Origin of the sequence: Variovorax saccharolyticus (genome assembly GCF_030316765.1) — a bacterium.
Lineage (GTDB): Bacteria > Pseudomonadota > Gammaproteobacteria > Burkholderiales > Burkholderiaceae_C > Variovorax > Variovorax saccharolyticus.
This window is the reverse complement of the sequence record NZ_JASZYT010000005.1, coordinates 220473-242359: the sequence shown is the minus strand read 5'-3', so window position 1 is coordinate 242359 and position 21887 is coordinate 220473. Positions and strand designations below refer to the sequence as shown.

12 protein-coding genes are annotated in these 21887 nt (G+C 68.9%); 9 read left to right on the top strand and 3 right to left on the bottom strand.

Features of this window, described 5'->3' with window-relative positions:
- Positions 1-23: 23 nt before the first annotated feature.
- The 3 genes from QTI45_RS17400 to QTI45_RS17390 all read right to left on the bottom strand — a co-directional run bounded on the left by QTI45_RS17400 (position 24) and on the right by QTI45_RS17390 (position 5464).
- Positions 24-1421: a DUF1254 domain-containing protein gene (locus QTI45_RS17400; protein ID WP_286655315.1), complete on the bottom strand. Its 1398-nt coding sequence runs from the start codon at positions 1419-1421 to the stop codon at positions 24-26.
- Positions 1418-3811 carry an arylsulfatase gene (locus tag QTI45_RS17395; protein WP_286655314.1) on the bottom strand — a complete coding sequence of 798 codons (2394 nt, stop codon included), beginning with the start codon at positions 3809-3811 and terminating at the stop codon, positions 1418-1420. Before QTI45_RS17395 ends, QTI45_RS17400 begins: the two co-directional genes overlap by 4 nt.
- 141 nt (positions 3812-3952) lie before the next feature.
- Positions 3953-5464, bottom strand: coding sequence for an arylsulfatase (locus QTI45_RS17390; RefSeq protein WP_286655313.1), 1512 nt, complete (start codon positions 5462-5464; stop codon positions 3953-3955).
- Positions 5465-5712: 248 nt separating this feature from the next.
- On the opposite strand from QTI45_RS17390, the gene QTI45_RS17385 reads away from it, so the two are divergent.
- The 9 genes from QTI45_RS17385 (at position 5713) to QTI45_RS17345 (ending at position 21877) form a co-directional block, all read left to right on the top strand.
- Positions 5713-7950, top strand: a complete 2238-nt coding sequence (locus QTI45_RS17385; protein ID WP_286655312.1) for a sensor histidine kinase — start codon at positions 5713-5715, stop codon at positions 7948-7950.
- A gap of 14 nt (positions 7951-7964) precedes the next feature.
- Positions 7965-8585, top strand: a complete 621-nt coding sequence (locus tag QTI45_RS17380) for a response regulator transcription factor (RefSeq protein ID WP_286655311.1) — start codon at positions 7965-7967, stop codon at positions 8583-8585.
- 47 nt (positions 8586-8632) lie between these two features.
- Positions 8633-9016, top strand: coding sequence for a response regulator transcription factor (locus QTI45_RS17375; RefSeq protein ID WP_286655310.1), 384 nt, complete (start codon positions 8633-8635; stop codon positions 9014-9016).
- A 38-nt stretch (positions 9017-9054) separates the two neighbouring features.
- Complete coding sequence (locus tag QTI45_RS17370; RefSeq protein ID WP_286370403.1) at positions 9055-9438, top strand: DUF1622 domain-containing protein; 384 nt, start codon at positions 9055-9057, stop codon at positions 9436-9438.
- Positions 9435-9917 carry a YidH family protein gene (locus QTI45_RS17365; protein WP_286655309.1) on the top strand — a complete coding sequence of 161 codons (483 nt, stop codon included), beginning with the start codon at positions 9435-9437 and terminating at the stop codon, positions 9915-9917. The genes QTI45_RS17370 and QTI45_RS17365 overlap by 4 nt, the downstream gene beginning before the upstream one ends.
- Positions 9918-9943: 26 nt before the next feature.
- Positions 9944-11146 (top strand): hypothetical protein, encoded by a 1203-nt coding sequence (locus QTI45_RS17360; protein ID WP_286655308.1) that lies wholly within the window; start codon positions 9944-9946, stop codon positions 11144-11146.
- Between the two features lie 78 nt (positions 11147-11224).
- Positions 11225-12649: a DUF4347 domain-containing protein gene (locus QTI45_RS17355; protein WP_286655307.1), complete on the top strand. Its 1425-nt coding sequence runs from the start codon at positions 11225-11227 to the stop codon at positions 12647-12649.
- A gap of 47 nt (positions 12650-12696) precedes the next feature.
- Positions 12697-15270 (top strand): hypothetical protein, encoded by a 2574-nt coding sequence (locus QTI45_RS17350; protein WP_286655306.1) that lies wholly within the window; start codon positions 12697-12699, stop codon positions 15268-15270.
- Entirely contained in the window at positions 15230-21877 is a 6648-nt protein-coding gene (locus QTI45_RS17345) for a cadherin-like domain-containing protein (RefSeq protein WP_353621318.1), read from the top strand. The genes QTI45_RS17350 and QTI45_RS17345 overlap by 41 nt, the downstream gene beginning before the upstream one ends.
- Positions 21878-21887 lie beyond the last annotated feature (10 nt).

Sequence of the window (21887 nt, the reverse complement as noted above, 5' to 3'; positions counted from 1 at the left end):
GCCTTGGGAGAGCAGACGCACACCTAGTCGATTCGCCGGGCAGGCGGTGGTGTCCAGGAGCCGTCCATGGCCGCGACCTTCGGCCAGTAGGCGCGGACATAGAGCGAGAAGTCGCCCTTCGGCGCGGGCAGCCAGTTGGCTCGTTGCACCGGGTCGGTGGGCGCTTCGGTCTGGACATGGATCGTGAGCGAGCCGTCGGCCGCCAGCTGGAGATCCTTGTTCTTGGTGCCGACCGAGAAGCGACCGATCGGGTTGGCGACGAAGAAATGGTGCTCGTTGTAGATCGAGAGCGACCAGAAGCCATTCACCGGTGGCGTGCCATCCTTCGGAAAGCTGACCGTGTACCGGTTCGCGCTGTTGAGCCTCTGGCCCGCTTCGTCCAGGTCCTGGTAGAAGTACTTGGTCTCGTCGGGCGAGTTGACCAGGATGTTGGACTTCGCAACCGCAGTCCGCGTGAAATAGTCGCTGCCGAAGGCCGATTCGTTCGAGATCGTGCGCCAGTGGTGCGGCAGCCGCAGGCCGTAGTTGCGAAACTGGAACAACGGATTCACGAGCTTCTCTTCGGCGTCCCTGGCCGCTTCGATCATCGCCTGCTTCAGCTTCGGATCGTCCTTGGCAGCAGCCAGCACCGCGAGCACCTGCGCGTAGCGTGCCTCTTCGCCCGGCAGCGGCGGCGCATCGGCCAGGACATCGGGCAGCTCATCGAAGAATCTCTCCGGCAAGACCCATCGCGTCTCTTCCTCGCCGGGCGGGCCACCCGGCACCTTGGGCAGCTTGCTCCAGTCGATGTGCTTCATCTGCCCGTCGTACTCCGCAAGCGGATACATCATGATCCCGGTCAGGACGGCCTGGATCGCTGCCTTGTCCTGCGCCGTATCGTCCTGAAAGATGCGCGGCGCGACCAGGCCGGTCTGGCTCGATGCGCGAAACACGCGGGTGATTCCCCTTGGAACCTCGCCGCGCCAGTCGGGCCCGACCAGAAGGTAGAAGCCAGGGCTGCTGCCGTGCATCTTTCCAAGTTGCACGAAGCTGTCGGTACGCAGATCGACGACCTGATAGACCCAGAAGCGGTCGCCGAAATCCGGCACCTGGAGCACCACCGGCGACACATCCAGCGCCAGCATGCCGAGCCCGTAGACCACGTCCTGGTTCGGGCACGCGACATTGCGCTCCTCGGGATCGACATAGTCCCTGAGCATGGTCAGCCGGTTGAGCGGCGCTTCGAGCAGCGGGCCGGCATAGCGCTGCTCCTTCATCTTCGAGAAGGCGAGCCGGCGGTTGTACAGGTTGACCAGCGGCCAGGCCCAGAAGAAGACATCGCGCGCAACGTGGGCCGCGTACGCCTCGGTGATGCTCACGCGCGCGTCGGGAGCGGGTGGCAATGCGCGAGCCCAACCGGGCGAGACCGGCGGCCGGTTCATTTGGCGCTCCTCCGCGTTGCCGCTCGTGCGCTTGCCGCCTTGGGTGCAGCCGCCAGCTGACCCAGCTCGACGGTGACCTTCTCGATGCTGCCCGTGAAGGCGAATGGCATCTTGTAGCTGAAGTCGATCGGCGAGCCGATGTCCATGCCGACGTCCAGTCCCTCGCCCAGGGAGAACTGGATCGGGATCGTCCGCTCCAGGCGGCCCTCGGCAATCTTTCTGCCGTTCGCGCTCATGGTGACGGTGCCGCCCTTGCCCATCCCGCCCCCGTCGTACTTGAAGGCGACGACCAGGGTCGCCTTGCCCGGTGGCAGCGCACTCTTGGCCGTGAAGGTCGGCCGGTCGATGCTCAGGTAGTTGTAGACGAAGGTGGGCCTGCCGTCGCGCAGGTAGAGCCCGTAGCCGCCCTCCAGGCCGCCGTGCGTGACGATCATTCCTTCCGCCTTGCCCGCGGGCACCGCGATCTCCGCCGTGATGGTCCACGACTTGTTGCACATCGCGGGCGAGGCGGCGTCGGGCAGGCCGATGGTGCCGGGGTAGTAGGTCATGCGGCTGCGCCCGGCGATCAGGCTGGGGCGCCCCATCAGCTCGGCGTTCATGCGGATGGTGGCCCGCCAGTCGAGCGGCAGCACGTTGTACTTGGCGGCCTCCACCCACCAGAGATCCTGCAGCTTGCGCAACTGATCCGGATGCTTTTTGGCCAGGTCGTTGGCCTGGGAGAAGTCCTCCTCGATGTTGTAGAGCTCCCAGGGCGCCTTGTCGGGGTCCCATTCCTGGCGGTTCGGATCCCACGGAACGAAAGACGGCGACGAGGCCATCCAGCCGTCGTGATAGAGGCCGCGATTGCAGCCCAGCTCGAAGTACTGGGTCTTGCGCGGGCTGCCGGCGTCGGCGCTGTCGAAGGTGTCGGCAAAGCTCTTGCCTTCGATCGGCTTCTGCACGACGCCGTTCAGCACGGCCGGCGCCGTGACGCCGCAGAGCTCGTAGATCGTCGGCACGATGTCGATGGTGTGGAGGAACTGATCGCGCAGGGCGCCCTTGTCCTTGATGCGCGCCGGCCACGAGATGATCATCGGATTGCGGGTGCCGCCGAAGTGACTCGCCACCTGCTTGGTCCACTGGAAGGGCGTGTTCATTGCATGCGCCCACGCGGACGGGAAGTGGTTGAAGTGCTTCGGGCCGCCCAGCTCGTCGATCGCCTTGATGTTGTCCTGCCACTTCTCGGAGAAGCCGTTGAAGAACATGTTCTCGCAGAGCGAGCCCTCGAGTCCGCCCTCGGCGCTGGCACCGTTGTCGCCCGCGATGTAGATGAAGATCGTGTTGTCGGCATCGGGCAGCTGCTTGCAGGCCTCGACCACGCGGCCCAGCTCGAAGTCGCAATGCGCGGCATAGCCCGCGAAGACTTCCATCATCCGCGCATACAGGCGCTTCTGGTCGGCATTGAGCGAACTCCATGCCGGCAGCCCCTTGGAGCGGGTCGTGAGCCGGGTGCCCTTCGGGATCACGCCGAGCTTGAGTTGCCGGGCATGGGTCTGCTCGCGGTACTTGTCCCAGCCGCCGTCGAACTGGCCCTTGAACTTGGCGATCCAGTCCTCCGGCGTGTGGTGCGGTGCGTGGGTCGCGCCGGTCGCCAGGTACAGGAAGTAGGGCCGGTCGGGTGCGACGCTCTTGGCCTGGCGCACCCAGGCGATCGACTTGTCGGCGAGATCGGTCGTGAGGTGGTAGTCGGGGTCCGTCGAGGCCGGCACCAGATCACGGTTCTGGTAGAGGATCGGATTCCAATGGTTCATGTCGCCCGCATTGAAACCGTAGAAATAATCGAAGCCCAGTCCATTGGCCCAGCGGTCGAAGGGCCCGGCCATGCTGGTCTCCCATGTCGGCGTGTTGTGGTTCTTGCCGACCCAGGCCGTCATGTAGCCGTTCTGGCGCAGCACCTCGCCCATCGTGCCGCAGCTGCGCGGCAGGATGCAGGTGTAGCCGTCGTAGCCCGTCGCCAGTTCGGTGATGCCGGCGAAGGCGGTCGAGTGGTGGTTGCGTCCGGTGATCAGCGCCGCGCGCGTGGGACTGCACAGCGCGGTCGTGTGGAAGCGGTTGTAGCGCAGGCCTTCGGCGGCCAGCTTGTCCATCGTGGGAGAGGGGATGCCGCCGCCGAAGGTGCCGTACTGGCCGAAGCCGCAATCGTCGATGAGGATCAGGACGATGTTCGGCGCACCCTTGGGCGCCTGGACCGGCTTGGGGAACCGGGCCGGGTCCGAATCGAGGAAGGTGCGCCCGACCTCACCGGGAAAGTGGAAGTCCGGCCGCGGCAGGATCGCGGGCGTGCCGCTCGCGGGCGCCTTGCCGGCGGCGGCCTGCTGGCGCGATTCGGGAGGGTTCGCCTTCTTTGCCATCGCATTGCTCCTGGAGCGCCGCGCACCAACCGGTGGACGAAGCATCCCCTTGTCGCTGCGGGCGGAGCTCAAGAATGACGTGGTTCGATGCGGCGCGCAATTGCACCTTGGGGCAGTGCAGCGCGAACCCCTCCGGCCGCGTCAGTGACCGCCGCCGCCCGATGCCTCGGTCATCTTCGCGATGACCTGGTCCAGGCTGAAGCTCGCTGCCTTTTGCCGCGGCGGGAATTCCTTGAAGGTCGCCAGGAACTCCCCGACGATGGCCTGCGCAGGCACCAGCAGGTAGATGTGCCTGAACATCCAGTCGTAAAAGGTGTTCGAGGTGATCTGCGCACGCTCGTAAGGGTCCATGCGCAGGTTGAAGATGTAGGGCGTGCGCAGCACCACGAAAGGCTCCTGCCAGATCTTGAGCGTGCCCGTGACGCGCTGCTCCATGAACAGCATCTTCCAGTTGTCGTAGCGCAGCGCCGCGACGTCGCCCTCGTCGGTGAAGTAGATGAAGCCCGGCCGCGGACTCTTGGCTTCCTTGCCCGTGAGATAGGGCACCAGGTTGTAGCCGTCGAGGTGGACCTTGTAGGTGGTCTTGCCGATCTTGTGGCCCTTCTTGAGCTTCTCCTTGATGTCGGGCTCGCCGGCCGCCGCCAGGATGGTGGGGAACCAGTCGAGGTGGCTGACGATCTCGTTCGACTCCGAACCGGCCGGGATCACGCCGGGAAATCGAACCACAAGCGGAATTCGGTACGCACCTTCCCAGCTCGAATTCTTTTCGTTGCGGAACGGGGTCGTGCCCGCATCCGGCCAGGTGTTCATGTGCGGGCCGTTGTCGGTGCTGTACTTCACGAAGGTGTTGTCGGCGATGCCGAGTTCGTCCAGGAAGTCGAGCAGTTCGCCGATGTGCTTGTCGTGGTCGATCATCACGTCGTGGTATTCGGACTGCCAGCGGCCGGACTGTCCGACGCTCTCGGGCTTGGGGTGCGTCCAGGCGTGCATGTGCGAGGTGTTGAACCACACGAAGAAGGGTTCACCGGCGTCGTGGGCGGCCTGGATGAACTTTTTGGCCCCGACCATGAACTCATCGTCGATGGTTTCCATTCGTTTCTTGGTCAGCGGGCCGGTGTTCTCGATCTTCTGCCCGCCCTTGCCGTCGGCATGGCAGTGCAGCACGCCGCGGGGGCCGTACTTCTTCTTGAAGTCCGGGAAGTCCTTCACGTTCGGATAGTCGACCTCCTCGGGCTCCTCCTCGGCATTCAGGTGATACAGGTTGCCGAAGAACTCGTCGAAGCCGTGCATCGTCGGCAGATGCTCGTCGCGGTCGCCCAGGTGGTTCTTGCCGAACTGGCCGGTGCGATAGCCAAGCGGCTTCAGCGCCTCGGCGATGGTGATGTCCTCGGCCTTGAGGCCCAGCTCGGCGCCGGGCAGGCCGACCTTGGTGAGGCCGGTACGCAGGCCGCACTGGCCGGTGATGAAGGAGGCGCGCCCGGCCGTGCAGCTCTGCTCGGCGTAGGCGTCGGTGAAGATCATGCCCTCCTTCGCGATCCGGTCGATGTTGGGCGTGCGATAGCCCATCATCCCTTTCGTGTAGCAACTCAGGTTCGACTGGCCGATGTCGTCGCCCCACATCACCAGAATGTTCGGTTTCTTGCTCTTCGCCATGCCGGGACTCCTTGTGTTCGTTGACCGACGCCCTGCAGGCTGCAGGTTGCGGCGATGGCGATCATCCGCGTGGCGTCTCCCGGCGCAACTGGCCTTTGGTATAGACGACGGCGAGCCCGCTGCGCCGGCGCCATCAGGCGCATGATTGCCCCAAGGTGCAGGGGGCGCTGCACCTTGGGCCGATGTGCGGCAAGCCGGGGCGATCTCATCATCGGTGTTGCCTCAACGCGCCTCGACGAGACCATTCCTTGCTGTTCCGGACCTACGCGCACGCCCCCCTGGACGCCGCCGCGAGGCGTCCGCCAGCCATGGGCCTGGCGCTGCTGCTTGCCGGTCTCTGCATCTCCGCCGGCGCCATCGCGCAAGTCACGCCCAAGGATGTGCTGGTGCTGTTTTCGAACAACCGCCTGCTGCCGGCCAACATCGAAGTCGATCGCGCCATGCGCGAACGGATCGCGAGCACCGCGGCGCAGCCGGTCGAAATCTTCCAGGAATTCCTGGACCGGCCCCTCTTCTCGGGCGAGGCCTTCGACCGCAACCTCGCCACCTACCTTCGCGAAAAGTACGCCGACCGGCCACCGCGGGCGATCGTCGCCATCGGCGACCCGGCGCTGAACTTCGTCCTCTACCATCGCCCAGCCCTGTTCCCGGGCACACCGGTAGTCCATGTCGGGATCGACAAGTCCTATCTTCAGACCCTCCGGCCGACGCCGGCCCCGCTGCTTGGCGTGCCGGTCGAATACGACTTCCGTGGCACTGTCGAGCAAGCGCTGCGCTGGCATCCCGGCACCCGGCGGCTCGTGGTCGTCACGGGCACCAGCCCGCGCGACCGCATCTGGGAAGCCCAGGCCCGCGCCGATTTCGACGATCTCGCGGTCAAGCCCGCGGTGGTCGAATATCTCGCCGGCTTCTCGACCGAGGCACTCAAGGCGCGACTGCAGGCGCTCGGTGCCGGCGACCTGGTGTTCTCGCCCGGCTACTACCGGGACGGCACCGGACGCGACTACTCGCCGCGCGACGCCATCGCGGGAATCGCCGCCGCATCGACCCGCGCGCCGGTCTACGGGCCCTTCAGCGCCTTCGTCGGCACCGGCATCGTGGGCGGGCGCATGCCCGCGAACCGCGACATGGGCCGCTTCACGGCGGACGCGCTCAATGCGCTGCTCGATGGCGTCGCGCCAGCGGCCGTGGCCCTGCCGGCGGTGCTGCCGGCCGTGCTGCAGGTCGACTGGCGGCAGGTGCGCAGGTGGGGCATCGCCGAGGCCGACATCCCGCCGGACGCCGTCGTCTTCTTCAAGGAGCCGACCTTCTGGGACCGGTATCGGGTCCAGGCGCTGCTGGCGACGGCGCTGTTCCTGATCCAGGCCCTCCTGATCGCCGCTCTGTTCATCGAGCGGCGCCGGCGGCGGCACACCGCACTGGCGCTCGAGCGCAGCGAGCACCGCATGAGTCTCGCGGCCCGCGCCTCGCGGCTTTCGACCTGGATCTGGGACGTCGACCGCAAGCCGCCGGAAGATGCCGGCACCGCGGCCAGCCCGCTCAACGAGGTACTCGACACCGTGCACCCGGCGGATCGCGAAGAGCTGCACCAGGCCGCGCAGCAGGCCGTCGAGCGCGACGAGGAGCTCGACGTCGAGTACCGCGTCCTCGAGCCCGGCGGCCAGGTGCGTTGGATCGCCGCACGGGGCCGGGCCGAAAAAGGCAGCCGGCGCATCACCGGCGTGGCGCTCGACATCACGGCCCGCAAGGAAGCCGAACTCCAGGCCCAGAAGGACCGTTCGGCGCTCACCCACATGACGCGCGTGTCGATGCTGGGACAGCTCTCGGCATCGATCGCCCACCAGCTCAACCAGCCGCTGGCCGCCATCCTCGGCAATGCCGAGGCCGCGCGCAAGATGCTCGGCAAGCCTGAACTCGACCTGGTCGAGCTGCGCGCCATCTGCGACGACATCATCAGCGAGGACCGGCGCGCGGCGGAGGTGATCCGCCGGCTCGGCGCCCTCTTCAAGCGCGGCGAGATGACGCTCGCGCCGCTGGACCTCAACGCGCTGGTGACCGAGACGCTCGAGCTGGTGCGCACCGAGCTGACGACGCGGCATGTCGAGGCGGTGGCCGAGCTCGCGCCAGCGCTCGCGCTGGTCGACGGCGGCCGGGTGCAATTGCAGCAGGTGCTGCTGAACCTGATCCTGAATGCCGCCGACGCCATGGCCGGCATCGCGCCGGCGCGCCGCCGGCTGGTCGTCCGCACCGAGCTGCTCGGCACGAGGGTGCGCCTGTGCGTGATCGATCAGGGCAGCGGGATCGCGGCGGCCGACATGCCGCACCTGTTCGACCCCTTCTGGAGCACCAAGCCCGGAGGCACCGGGATGGGGCTCGCGATCTGCCGTTCGATCGTCGAGGGCCACCGTGGCACACTGACCGCGGCCAACGCGCCGGACAGCGGCGCGGTCTTCTGCGCCACCTGGCCCGCACGGCAGGGCGCCTGAACGTGGAACGCGCGATGCACACCATCTTCCTGGTCGACGACGACCCCGCGGTGCGAAGGGCGCTGGCGCGGATGCTGCGCCAGGAAGACGAATGGGAGGTGCGGACCTTCGACTCGGCCGAAGCCTTCCTGGCCCGGCCCGATCCCGACACCGAAGGCTGCCTGGTGCTGGACGTGACCATGCCCGGACTCGACGGGCTCGAACTGCAGCGGCGCCTGGCCGAATCCGGACAAGCCTGGCCGATCGTGTTCCTGACCGGCCACGGCGACATCCCCATGTCGGTCAAGGCGATCAAGGCCGGCGCCGCCGACTTCCTCACCAAGCCGGTCGGCGGGCCGGCGCTGGCGAGCGCGGTGCGCGCCGCCTTCGCGGAATCGGCATCGATCCGCCGGGCCCGGGCCGACAGCACGGTCTGCGAGCAGCGGCTGGCCACGCTCACGCCGCGCGAACGCGAGGTGCTCGCGGGCGTGGTCCGGGGCCGGCTCAACAAGCAGATCGCGGCCGACCTCGGCATCGTCGAACAGACCGTCAAGTTCCATCGGGCCCGCATCATGGAGCGCATGCAGGTGCGGACCGCGGCCGAGCTGATGCACATCGCGGCCCGGCTCGGCATCCCGGCGGCACAACGGGACTGAACCAAAGACCAGTCCCCGCCGCAGCGGCAACGCGGTACCTTCATGCCGTGCACGCCATCGATCCGCTTATCGCCGTGGTGGACGACGAGTCGCCCATGCGGACGATGCTCGGGCGGGTGCTGCGGCTCGCCGACTACCGGGTCAGCAGCTTCGCATCGGGGGAGGAGTTCCTGGCCTCGCTGGACACGCAGCGCCCGGCCTGCGTGATTCTCGACATCCACATGCCGGGGCTGTCCGGCTTCGAAGTCCAGATGCGCATGCAGGCGGCCGACATCCGGGTCCCGGTGGTGTTCATCACGGCGAGCGACGATGCCGCGCTGGCCCGGCTGGCGGCCGAGGCGAAGGCGTCATGCCTGTTGCGCAAGCCCTTCTCGAGCGACGAACTGCTCGAGGCGATCCGCCGGCACGGCAGCGACTTAACCAAAGGCTAGTTCCGGGCCAGGACGCTTGCCGGTACAACCAGAATCCCATGGAACAGTTGCTGCACGACTCGGCCATCATCCTGTCCCAGCTGCTGGAGGCGGCGACGCTGGTGCTGCTCGCCATCGGTGCCCTGCTGGCGATCAAGAACCTGCTGGTCGGCGCGTTCACGGGGGCGGCGGCCAGCGAGTTGTCGCTCAGCGTCTGGCAGGGCATGTCGCGCTGGCTGATGGTCGGGCTGGAGTTCATGCTGGCAGCCGACCTGGTCTCCACGGTGGTGGCGCCGAGCTGGGACGAACTCGGCCGCCTCGCCACCATCGCCGCGATCCGCACGCTGCTGGGCTTCTTCCTGGGACGCGACCTCGAAATGGCGCGCCGGATCTCGCTCGAGACCGAGGAGTCGAAGGCGGCGGCACGAGGAAAGCCGCCATGACCGGGCCCCGCCTGCCGGACCTGCCGCCCGACCTGGCGCAGGAGGTCGCCAAGGAGCCCACCAACACCGCCACCCAGCTGTCCGCCTTTCGGACCCAGATGTCGGAGCACCGGACCGCCCTGTCGGATGTGCGATCGCACCTGGCCAACGAACGCACCCACCTCGCCTACCTGCGAACGGCGCTGTCGCTCATGAGCTTCGGCATCACGATCAACCGCTTCAGCATCTACCTGCAGCAGAGCGGAAACGCCGAGAAGCTCAACCAGGAGTCGTTTGCGTTGCGCGACGCGGCCACCGTCGGGCTCGGCATGGTCATCGTCGGTGTCGTGCTGCTGCTGTGGGCGCTGCTGCGCTATCGCCGCGTGCATCACGAGATCGTGGAGGAGCGCTTCGAGCCGAGTTCGATGTCGGTCACGCTGCTGACCCTCGCCATCCTCGTGATGGGCTCGGTCAGCGCCATCTGGCTGATGCTCACCTGAGGACGCGGCACCACCGCGAGAGTCCATTGCCCAGCAACGCTCCCGATCTTCGCGACACGCGCGAACTCCATCTCTTCAACGGCGGGCCGCCGCTGCGCCTGCTGCGGCTCTGGGGGCGCTTCGATCCGGACCACCAGCATGTGGTCCGGCGCGCGCTGATCGTCGCCTGCGTCGGCTGGCTGCCCCTGCTGCTGCTCGCGCTGCTGTCCATTCCCGCGGGCCACGACGAAGTGTGGCGGGCCTTCCTGCGCGATGCCTCGGTGCATGCGCGCTCGCTCATCGTGGCCCCGCTGCTGGTGCTGGCCGAGGCGGCGTGCATCCCGCTGCTGGGCGAACTCGCGCACACCTTCAGGGATCGCGGCCTGATCCCGGCGACTGAACTCCCGGCCTACGAGCGCGTGGTCCACTCCATCCGGCGGCTGCGCGACTGGTGGCTGGTCGAAGCCGTTGCGGTGGTGCTCGCCTATGTGCTCGCGGTCCTGCTCGTGACCCATGTGCCGACGAGCTTCCTGCCCGACTGGCATCGCTCGGCCAGCGAAGGCGCGCCGCTGGGACGCTCGCCCGCCAGCTGGTGGGCCATGCTGGTCAGCCTGCCCCTGCTGCTGGTCCTGCTGCTCGGCTGGGCCTGGCGGATCTTTCTCTGGGCGCTCTACCTGTGGCGGGTCTCGCGGCTCGACCTGCGGCTGGTCGCTTCGCACCCGGAAGGCGCGGGCGGGCTCATGTTCGTGAGCTACTCGCTCAACAGCTTCTCGCTGCTCGGCATCGCGATCGGCGTGATCGTGGCAGCGCTGGAGCTGGCGCACCTGCTGGCCGGCGGCGACATCACGCCCGAGCAGCTTGGCCGGGTCGCCTTCGGCAGCATCGTCTTCGTGCTGGTGCTGTTCACGGCCCCGCTGCTGTGCTTCTGCGCGCCGTTGCTGCGGACCTGGCGCCAGGGCGTCAAGGCCTATGGCGCGCTCGCGCAGCGCGTCGGCACCAGCCTGGAGGACCGATGGATGCGCTCCCCACCGGGCCCGGAGACCGCCGAGCCGCTGTCGTCGCCCGACTTCTCCGCCGTGGCCGACCTGTTCCAGTCGGTCGAGAAGGCCTACCAGATGCGGGTCATACCGGTCGAACTGCGCAGCGCCTTCACGCTGGCCATGGCCACCGCCCTGCCCTTCGGCGTGGTTGCGCTGGCGTTGGTGCCCTTTGACAAGGTGCTCGAAAAGATGGTGGGGCTGTTCCTCTAGCCGCCGGGCAGGACAGGCTTGACGCATGACGGCTTGACGATTTGAATGCTCCGAGATGGTTCAACGGATCTCTCCCACATGAACGCATTCGCTCCGCAAAGCAACGCCTTGGCACTTGAGCCGCGCATCCTGTTCGATGCGGCCGCGGCCACCGAGCAGCAGCACACCGATCCTTCGCATCCGGCCGACGCCGGGCCCCGCATGCCCGTCACGACCGAAGCCCAGCCTGCACCCGTTCCGCCGGCACCGGTCGCGCAGCAGCTGGTGGTGATCGACAGCCGGGTCGAGAACCGTACCCAACTGGCGGCGCAGCTGCCCTCCGATGCCCGGCTGCTGGTGGTCGACAGCCGCACCGACGGCCTGGCCGCGATCTCCGCGGCGCTGGCCGAGATGGGTCCGGTCGAATCGATCCAGATCTTCTCGCACGGCGCCTCCGGCCAGTTCACGCTGGGCAGCCGCACGCTCTCCAGCGACAACATCGCGCAGGCCGGCGAGCTGCTGAGCGGCTGGCGCGCCGAACTGGGCGCCGGCGCCGACATCCAGCTGTACGGCTGCCGGGTCGGCGAGGGCCTCGCGGGCCGGACCCTCGTGGGCGAACTGGCGCGCTGGACCGGCGCCGACGTCGGCGCCTCGGCCGACGACACCGGCAACGCGGCCGCCGGCGGCAACTGGACGCTCGAGGTGCGCAGCGGCGACGTCGACAAGGCCATCGCGCTCGACGCCGCCGCGCTCGCCGGCTTCCAGGGCCTGCTGGCCGCCGGCCCGAGCGTCAGCCTCTCGGCGGGCGGCACCGACGCCCTGCTCGGCGGCCAGTTCAGCTTCACGGTCAACATGAGCAACACCTCGGTGGACATCGGCTATGCCCCGTACATCGACCTCTTCATGCCGGCGACCGGCAAGGACGGCAACGACGGCGCCACCTTCATCGCGGCCAGCTACCTCGGCCAGCCGGTGCAGTCCTTCGTCGTGACTTTCGACGCGGCCGGCAACGCCACCCATCCGCTGGCCCGGGATGCGAGCGGCAATCCGCTGGTCATCACGGCGGCCAGCGTCGGCATGCGTCCCGGCGACCAGTTGGTGGTGCTGCAGCTGCCCTACGGCAGCCTGTCGCAGGACCAGCCGACCGTGGCCGTGCAGGTCACCGCGCAGCTCAGCAACCTGGCCGACACCGCGCTGTCCAACGGCACGCCGGACCTCACGATCCGGGCCCGCGGCGGCTTCGAGTTCGGCAACGACGCGCTCGACAACCCGACCGTGGACCCGAGCCTGGTCGAGGCATCGCTGCACGATTTCGTGGTCCATCCGACGCTGGTCACGATCGACCAGTCGATCAACATGCCCGAGGGCGAGACCGTCACCGGACCGAACTACCCGCATTCGCAGACGGTGACCGTCACGCCCGCGCCCGTAGCACCCCGAACGCCGACGGCACGACGACCCTGGTCTTCGATATCGCCGCGTCGCTGCGGGCCACGCCCGGCGCCCTGCAGCTGGGCGCGCTGATCGGCGACCTGGCCTTCGAGGACTTCCGCGACGGCGCCACCACGGCGGTGATCAGCTATGGCGCCACCATCGCCCAGAGCTACGCCACGCCGCATCCGCCGCACAGCGAGATCAACGAAGGCGACGCCGTCGGCAACAACGCGACGGTGACGGGCACCCTCCTCGTCGATGCCTTCAACCTGACCGGCTTCGACGAATCCGATGGCTCGACCACCAGCAGCACGATCGCCACGCGCCAGGTCGACATCCAGCTGCTGACGGTCAACGGCGGCTCGCCTTCGGCCACGCCCGAGCTGCATCCGGGCGATGTCGTCACCTTCCGCCTGAGCTACGACCTGGTCACGGGCGACTACGAAGCCTTCCGGCTCTTGGCCTACCTGCCGCTGCCGCTGCTCGATCTCGCGGGCGTCACCTGGAGCCAGGGCAGCGGCGTCGGGCAGTGGACGCTGGGGCCGGGCAACACGAATCCGGACGCCGTCGACTCGGTCAGCACCGGGCCCGGCAATTCGGTGATCTTCGACTTCGGCAACTACGTCAATTCCACGGTCAACGGCAGCCGCGTCGAGCTGCAGTTCAGCCTGCGCGTGGGCGACCAGCCCTTTGCCGACCAGCGTTCGCTCGACGTGCTCGCGCAGTCCGACCAGCAGACCACCATCGCGAAGAACCACCTGGTCTCCTCGGACGTGGCGGTGATCGTGTCGGTGGCCGAGCCGGTGCTGGACATCCGCCATGGCGTGGTGTCCACCAGCCACGGCACGGTGAGCGGCACCACCGGCACCTGGAACGCGCCCGGCTCGGCCGGCGTGCCCTTCCAGGGCAGCGTGACCGATCTCGCGGCAGTCGACGGCAACGTCACCGGCATCGACGCCGGCGACACCCTGCGCCTGGCGACCGCGATCGAGAACCGCGGCGGCGGCGGCGCCTTCGACGTCCGCACCACCGTCACCCTGCCTGCCGGCCTGAGCTTCGTCGGCAACAGCCTCGGCGCGGCGAACCTGCGGATCTACCGCGGCGACGGCAGCCTGCTCGTGGCCGGCATCGACTACAGCGTGTCTGGCAACGAGATCAGCTTCCTCGACGCCGGCGCCATCCCCACGCTCGCGGCCGGCCGCGCCGGAACGGCCGCCGATGCCAGCGGCGCCAACCTGGTGGTCATCACCTACGACGTGGTGGTCAGCGGCAGCATCGACGCCGCCCGCACCTTGCAGAGCAGCGCCGCCCTGACCCACTACGCCAGCGTCGAAGGCGGCACCGATTTCGCACCGGCCGACATCGTGGAAATCGCCGGCCAGCAGGTGGCGGCGCCCGAGGTCGGCAAGAACTTCGCCGGCGGCAGCCTGGACAACGGCGATTCGAGCGCCGCGCACACCACGGGCAGCGACCTCGTGGTCGGCGAGAGCATGCTCTACGACATCGTCGTCACGCTGCCCGAAGGCAACACCCAGTCCCTGCGGCTGGACGACCTGATTCCGCCGGGCCTGCGCCTGGACACGGGCTTCAACGGCGGGCTCGGCTACGAACTCATCACGACAACGGCGGGCAGCGCCGCGCTGGCCGCGAACTTCAACGGCACGGTCACGCCCGGTGCGCTCGCCGGCACCACCGGCACCCTCGGCAACGACGGCGTCGGCGCGCGGCTGACCTTCACCGCGACCGGCGCCGCGGCGGACAACCTCGTCGGCAACAACAGCTTCGTGATCCGCGTGCGGCTGGTGGCGAGCAACGTCAGCGGCAACCAGGCCAACCGGGCGCTGCAGAACAACGCCCAGATCACCTTCAGCGACCCGGACAGCGACACGCCCAACGGCGCCGCGCCGGTCGACCGCAACGTCGCATTGACCGGCGGCACGCCCACGGTGACCCTGCGCGAACCGACACTGCAGATCGCGCAGACGCTGGTCACCGATCCGGGACTGGGCTTCGACGACGGCGATGCGGTCGAGTTCACCATCACGATCAGCAACGGCAATGGCGGCAACGATTTCGACGCCTTTGACATCAGCCTGCTCGACACCCTGCCGACCGAGCTGAACAACCTGACGCTGGCCGGAGTGGCCTACCAGGGCGCCGCGAGCAACAACGGCGGCGCCGATTTCGAGATCGTCGGCGGCCAGTTGCGCACCGCAGCCGGCGCCAACATCGACATCGGCAAGGGCGGCAGCATCGTGCTGCGCATCACGGGCGTGGTCAACGCCTCGGCCGCGGCCGAGTCCGCCTTCACCAACCTGGCGACAGTGCAGTGGACCAGCCTCGACGGCAGCACCGCAGGCAGCGCCGACCCCGCGGGCGAGCGCACCGGCGTCGACGGCGCTCAACACCGGCGTGCTCAACGACTACCGGAGCAACGCACTGCTGGTGTTCGACGTCGCCCAGGCGCTGCAGATCTCCCGCGTCGGCGGCCTGCCGGACACGGCGGCGCCCTCGCCCACATCGGCCGCGCTGGAGCAGGTCGCCGTGGGCGAGGTGATCCGCTACCGGGTGCTGGTGCTGGTGCCCGAAGGCAACAATCCCGACTACCACATCGAGGTCACGCTGCCCAACGGCCTCGGCTTCATCACGCCCGATGCGCTCGCCAACGCGGTGCGGGTCGCCCTCATCTCGCAGAACGAGCTGAGCAGTGACATCAACCTGATCGTCGGCGGCACGCTGGCCATCAACGGCAACGAGAACAGCCCCGAAGCCCGGCCCATCACGCCCGATCTCTCGGGCCTCGCCCCGACCGGCATCTTCGATCCGTCGCTGATCCAGGTGGTCGTCAATGCGGACGGCAGCCAGACCATCACCTTCAATTTCGGCAACCTGGTGAACGGCAACGGCGACGACGCCGACCTCGAGGGGATCTCGCTGGAGTTCAACGCGCGCGTGCTCAACCAGGCGTCGAACACGGCCGGCACGGTGCTCAACGTGACCGCCCGCGAGCTGGTCGGCGGCGCCCCGCGCGCGGTCGGCAACACGGTGGGCGAGCGCATCGTCGAGCCCAGCTTCAGCGGTGTCGACAAGCGCGTGATCGACTTCGATCCGAACCCGGCGGGCAGCACCGGCACGGCCACCGTGGCGGTGAGCTTCACCGAGAACGGCAGCCTGGCGGCCTTCAACACCCACCTCGCGGATTCATTCCCGACCGGCAGCGCCTACACCTTCGTCAGCCTCGAGCTGAACGGCACCCTCTACACGGCAGCGACGCTGCCGGCCGGCATCACGGTCGGCACCAGCGGCGGCCTGACGGTCGATTTCGAGCAGCTGGACCCCGGCGCGCAGGTGCGCGTGGTCTACCAGGTCACGCTGCCGAACGGCACCGCGATCGCCAGCAGCAACGCAGTACTGACCTGGACCAGCCTGCCCGAGGATTTCACCGGCTGGGGCGGCTCGCCGGTGGGCACCGATGGCGCGGTCGATGGCGAGCGCACCGGCATCGGCGGCACGCCGAACACCTACGTGCTGGCCGAAGGCGCGGGCCTCGGCGTGATCCAGGGCACGCTCTGGAACGACACGGCGAGCGCCACCGCCAGCGCGGTTCCGGACGGCCCGGCGCTCGCCGGGCAGAGCGTGACCCTGACCTGGGGCGGCGCCGACGGCGACCTCGCCACGGCGGCCGACAACCACGTCTTCACGACCACCACCGACACCAACGGCCAGTACCGCTTCGGCGTGCTGCCGGCGGGCGTGTTCCGCATCGACACGCCGAGCGGCACCATCAGCTATCCGCAGCCGATCGGCGACCTGCGGGTGCGCATCGACACCGACGCGGCCAGCGGGCTCGGCCAGGTCGTCGTCAGCCTCGGCGAAGGCGCGACCGCCGCAGCCGATGCCGGCTATGTCGAGCAGAACGATGCGCCGCAGAACCAGCTGCCCGCGGTCGCTGCCAGCGGCTTCGAGGACCTGGCGCTGGCGCTGACCGGGCTGTCCGTGACCGACGTCGATGCGGCCGGCGGCACGCTCGACATCAGGCTCTCGGTGCTGCACGGCACGCTGACCCTCGCGAGCATCCCGGCCGGCGTCACGGTGACCGGCTCGGCGACCGCCACATTGACCCTGAGTGGCAACCTCACGGCGCTCAACCTCGCGCTGGCCGGCCTGCAGTACCTCGGCAACCTGAACTACAACGGCGCCGACACGCTGACCATCCTGACCAACGACCGCGGCAACACCGGCGATGCGAACGGCGACGGCATCCCGACCCAGAACCCGGCCGACGCCCTCATCGACCAGGACACGCTGCAGATCGTCCTCGCGCCCGTGAACGACCCGCCCGATGCGATCGACGACAGCGCTTCGGCGACCGAAGCCGGCGGCACCTCCAACCGGCTGGTCGGCCTCGACCCGGCGGGCAACCTGCTCGCCAACGACACCGACGTCGACATCGCCACCAACGCCGACCGGCTGCGCGTGATCTCGGTGGGCCTGCAAGGCACGCCGCAGGGCGTACTGCCATCGATCGGCGCGCGCTCCTTCGCCGGCCTCTACGGCACGCTGACCGTCAACCTGAACGGCGGCTACCAGTACGTGGTCGACAACGACAACCCGGCCGTCCAGGCGCTGCGGCTGTCGAGCCAGACCCTGGTCGAGCGCTTCGACTACACCCTCTCGGACATCGAGGGCCTGCGCGACGGCGCCGTGCTCACGGTCACGATCCACGGCGCCAACGACACGCCGGTGGGCGTCGGCGATGTCGGCAGCGCGGTCGAGGCCGGCGGGGTGAACAACGGCACACCGGGCAGTAACGCGACCGGCAACGTGCTGGCCAACGACACCGATGTCGACAGCGCCGCCAACGGCGAGACGCGCCAGGTGACGGGGGTGCGCAACGTGGCCCCGCTGGCACAAGGCCCGCTGTCGGTGGTAAACCCCGGCACCACGAGCGCCAACGGCACCGTCGTGATCGGCGTCTACGGCACCCTGACCCTGGGCGCCGACGGCAGCTACAGCTACGCCGTGTTCGACAACGACCCTGCCGTGCAGCGGCTGGTGCCGGGCGACACGCTGACCGAGTTCTTCAGCTACCAGGTCACCGACGCCGGCGGCCTCAACGCCCTGGCCGAACTGCGCATCCTCATCACCGGGGCCAACGACAACCCGGTTGCCAGCGACGACCATGCGGACGCCCAGGCCGCCTCCACCAACGGCAATGCCGCGGAAGGCAACCCGGCCGGCAACGTCATCCTCTTCCCGAGCCGCCCCGGCGACATCGGCCAGCCCGGCGGCAACGGCGTCGACCTCGACGTCGACCGCACCGACACGCCCAATTCGCTCCTGGTCGTGAGCGGCATCGGCACCGGGCCCGAAGGGCCGGGCGTGGTGCTGTCGGGCGTGGCCCCCGGCACCAGCCTGGGCAACGGCACCGCGATCGCCGGCACCTACGCGCTGCTCGGCGGCGTGCAGGTGGCAGGCGACTTCGGCACACTGGTCATCGGTGCCGACGGCGCCTTCACCTTCGACGTCAACAGCGACAACCTCACGCTGCAGTCCCTGCAGGGGGGCGAGACGGTCGATGTCATCTTCACCTACCAGCTCACCGACACCAGCGGCCTCAGCGACCTGGCGCAGCTGGTGATCACGGTGCGCGGGGTCAACGATCCGCCGGTGGCGCAGAACGTCGTGGCATTGGCCACCGAACGCGGCGGCGTGGCCAATGCCACGCCGGGCGTCGATCCGGCGGGCGACGTCACCAGCGTGGCCTTCGACCCCGACGGCGATGCACTGACCGTGAGCTTCGTGCGGGCCGGCGCCGAGGCGGCCGGCGGCACCGACACGCCGGTCGGCGCGGCCGGCGCGGTGATCGTCGGCCAGTACGGCACGCTGAGCATGCAGGCCAACGGCACCTACAGCTACGCCGTCGACAACGGCAACGCCGCGGTGCAGGCCCTGCGCCTGGGGTCCGACCTGCTGACCGAGCGCTTCACCTTCACGATCGACGACGGCAACGGCGAGACCGACCTGGGCGAAGTCATCGTGCTGATCCGCGGCGCCAACGACAACCCGGTGGCCGCCGACGATGCCGCCACCGCGGTCGAGGCCGGCGGCCAGAACAACAACCTGCCCGGGGTCGATCCGACCGGCAACGTGCTCGCGAACGACAGCGACGTCGATGGCGGCGAGATCCCGGCCGACCCGGTGAACTACGGCGAGACCCGGGCCGTGTCCTCGGTGCGCACCGGCACCGAGGCCGCCACCGGCAGCGCGGGCGTGCTGGGCACCGAACTGCGCGGCGCCTACGGCTGGCTGACCCTCAATGCCGACGGCAGCTACAGCTACCGGCTCGACAACAATGACCCGACGGTGCAGGCCCTGCGCCGACCGACCGACACCCTCAGCGACAGCTTCAGCTACACGGTGATCGATGCCGCCGGCGCCGAAGACCGCGCCACGCTGACCCTGACCATCCAGGGCGCCAACGACACGCCGGTGGCCGATCCGGTCCAGGTCATCGCGATCGAGGCCGGTGGCCAGGCCAACGGCACGCCGGGCCTCGATCCGAGCGGCAACGTGGTCAACGTGTTCAACGATGTCGATGGCTCCGGCGAGTTGCTGATCGCCGCCGGCATCGCGCGCGGCGTCATCAACGGCGTCATCGGAACGCCCTTCGCCGGTCTCTACGGCTCGCTGCTGCTGAACGTCGACGGCACGCTCACCTACACGGTGGACAACAGCAACCCGCTCGTGCAGGCGCTGCGCACCCCCACCGACACGCTGGTCGAGACCTTCACCTACCAGCTGCGCGATCTGGCGGGCGCCACCAGTTCGGCGCCGCTCACCGTCATCATCCTGGGGCGCAACGACAACCCGGTGGCGGTCGACGACGCCACCTTCGCGACCGAAGCCGGCGGCACCGCCAACGGCACGCCCGGCGTCAATCCCACGGGCAACCTGCTGGCCAACGACACCGATGTCGACGGCGGCGACACCCGGACACTGACCGGCATCCGCGGCGGTGCCGAAGCCGCGGGCGGCGCGTTCACCGCGGTCGCGTCGAGCCAGGCCATCAACGGCCAGTACGGCACCCTGACGGTGGGCGCCGACGGCAGCTACAGCTACCAGGTCGACAACGGCCTGGCGGCGGTGCAGGCGCTGCGGCCCGGCGACACGCTGACCGAGGTCTTCAGCTACGGCATGCGCGACACCGCGGGCGCTGCCGACATCGCGCAGTTCACCATCACGCTGCGCGGCGCATGGGACGCGCCGGTGGCGGTGAACGATGTCGCGGTCGGCGTCGGCGACAACGGCCAGGGGAGCAGCGTGAACCCGACCCGCAACGTGCTGCCCAACGACACCGACGTCGACCGCGGCGACCTGCTGCACGTCTCGGGCATCCGCCTTGGCAATGAAGGCAGCGGCGCCCCGCTGCAGGGCGTCAACGCCGCCACCGACAACACCAACGGCACGCTGGTCGACGGGCTCTATGGCCAGCTGATCATCGGCGCCAACGGCCTCTACACCTACACCATCGACAACACCAACCCCGCGGTGCTGGCCCTGGGCCCGCTGCAGTTCGTCAGCGAGACCTTCACCTACCAGGCGACCGACCTCGGCGGCCTGAGCGATCTGGCCGAGATCCGCATCATCATCCGCGGCATCAACGATCCGCCGGTGGCGGTCGTCGATGTCGCCGATGCGGTGGAGGCGGGCGGACTGAACAATGCGCAGCCGGGCGTGAATCCGAGCGGCAACGTGATCGCCAACGACAGCGACCTCGAAGGCGAGGCCCTGGAAGTCACGGCGGTCCGCACCGGGACCGAAGCCGCCAGCGGGACGGCAGGCACGGTGGGCAGCAGCTTGCGCGGCCTCTACGGCGACCTGACGCTCAACGCCGACGGTAGCTGGAACTACGTGGTCGACAACGGCCTCGCCGAGGTGCAGGCCCTGCGCGCGAGCGGCCAGACCCTGACCGACACCTTCACCTACACGCTGAGCGACATCTGGCGCGCCACCGACACCACCGAACTGCGCATCACCATCGATGGCCGCAACGACACGCCGGTCGCCCAGGACGACGCGACCACCGCCGTCGAGGCCGGCGGCATCGCCAACGGCACGCCGGGAACCAACCCCACGGGCAATGTGCTGGGCAACGACAGCGATGTCGACAGTGTCGCCAACGGCGAGAGCCGCCAGGTGCTCGCCGTGAGCAACTCGGCCGGGCAATCGGTCGCTGCCGGCCAGGTGCTGATGGGCCTGTACGGCCAGCTGACGCTGAACGCCGACGGCAGCTACAGCTATGTGCTGGACAACGCCAACCCCGCCGTGCAGGCCCTGCGTACCGCGGGCGAGACGCTCAGCGAGACCTTCATCTACCGCATGCGCGACACCGCGGGCGCGACCTCCGATGCGCGACTGAGCGTGCTGATCCAGGGTGCCAACGACACGCCGGTTGCGCTCGACGACAGCAACGTGGCGCCCAACGAGCGGCCGGCGCCTCAAGCCACCGGCAACGTGCTGCCGAACGACGCGGACGTCGACGGCGGCGACGGCCTGCAGGTGATCGCCATCCGGACCGGCGAGGAGGCCGGCACCGGCACCGCGGGCGCCATCGGCCAGGCCCTGATCGGCAGATACGGCACGCTGGTGATCAACGCCGACGGCAGCTACACCTACACCATCGACCAGAACAATCCCGACGTGCTGGCTTCCGCCGGGCTGGGCCGGGTGCTGCGCGACACCTTCACCTACACGGTAGGCGACCGCCGCGGCGACATCGACCTCGCGGCGCTGGTGCTGGACCTCGACATTCCCGCGCCTTACGTGGCGCCGCCCTCGTACGACTATTTCAGCTACCTGGACCGCAACGACTACATCGGCCTGCCCTTGCCCGACGTGCGGCCGGCGGTGTACGTCGGGCCGGTGGTGCGGCAGGTCGAGTCGGCGCTGCGGCTGTCCAGCTTCGGCAGCGACGGCAGCGAAAGCGGCTGGCTGGGCACGCCGGAGATCCGAAGCGGCTCGCTGGGCGCCGGACTCGGCATCGTGCCGCACCAGCACGTCGGGACCGCCGTGGGCGAAAGCCGGCGCGAAAGCGCGCAGGACCTGGCCTGGATCCTCGGCCGCGAGGGCCGCGTCAACCTCGGCGCCGATGGCCTGCTGGCCGCGCCCTCTCTCTTCACGCCCGCGGCCGAGGATCTGGCCGTGAACGACACGCCCCCCGACCCGCAGACCGCGCTGGGCTTCAGGGCCCAGCTCCAGGCCGCGGCAGCGCGGCTTCATGCGATCGGCCCGGCGAGCCTACCCATAGCCGAATGACAACGGCGAT

Coding starts and splice junctions, on each gene's coding strand:
- QTI45_RS17380 (WP_286655311.1), top strand. CDS start 7,965: ATGCACACCATCTTCCTGGTCGACGACGACCCCGCGGTGCGAAGGGCG.
- QTI45_RS17395 (WP_286655314.1), bottom strand. CDS start 3,811: ATGGCAAAGAAGGCGAACCCTCCCGAATCGCGCCAGCAGGCCGCCGCC.
- QTI45_RS17400 (WP_286655315.1), bottom strand. CDS start 1,421: ATGAACCGGCCGCCGGTCTCGCCCGGTTGGGCTCGCGCATTGCCACCC.
- QTI45_RS17390 (WP_286655313.1), bottom strand. CDS start 5,464: ATGGCGAAGAGCAAGAAACCGAACATTCTGGTGATGTGGGGCGACGAC.
- QTI45_RS17355 (WP_286655307.1), top strand. CDS start 11,225: ATGAACGCATTCGCTCCGCAAAGCAACGCCTTGGCACTTGAGCCGCGC.
- QTI45_RS17370 (WP_286370403.1), top strand. CDS start 9,055: ATGGAACAGTTGCTGCACGACTCGGCCATCATCCTGTCCCAGCTGCTG.
- QTI45_RS17365 (WP_286655309.1), top strand. CDS start 9,435: ATGACCGGGCCCCGCCTGCCGGACCTGCCGCCCGACCTGGCGCAGGAG.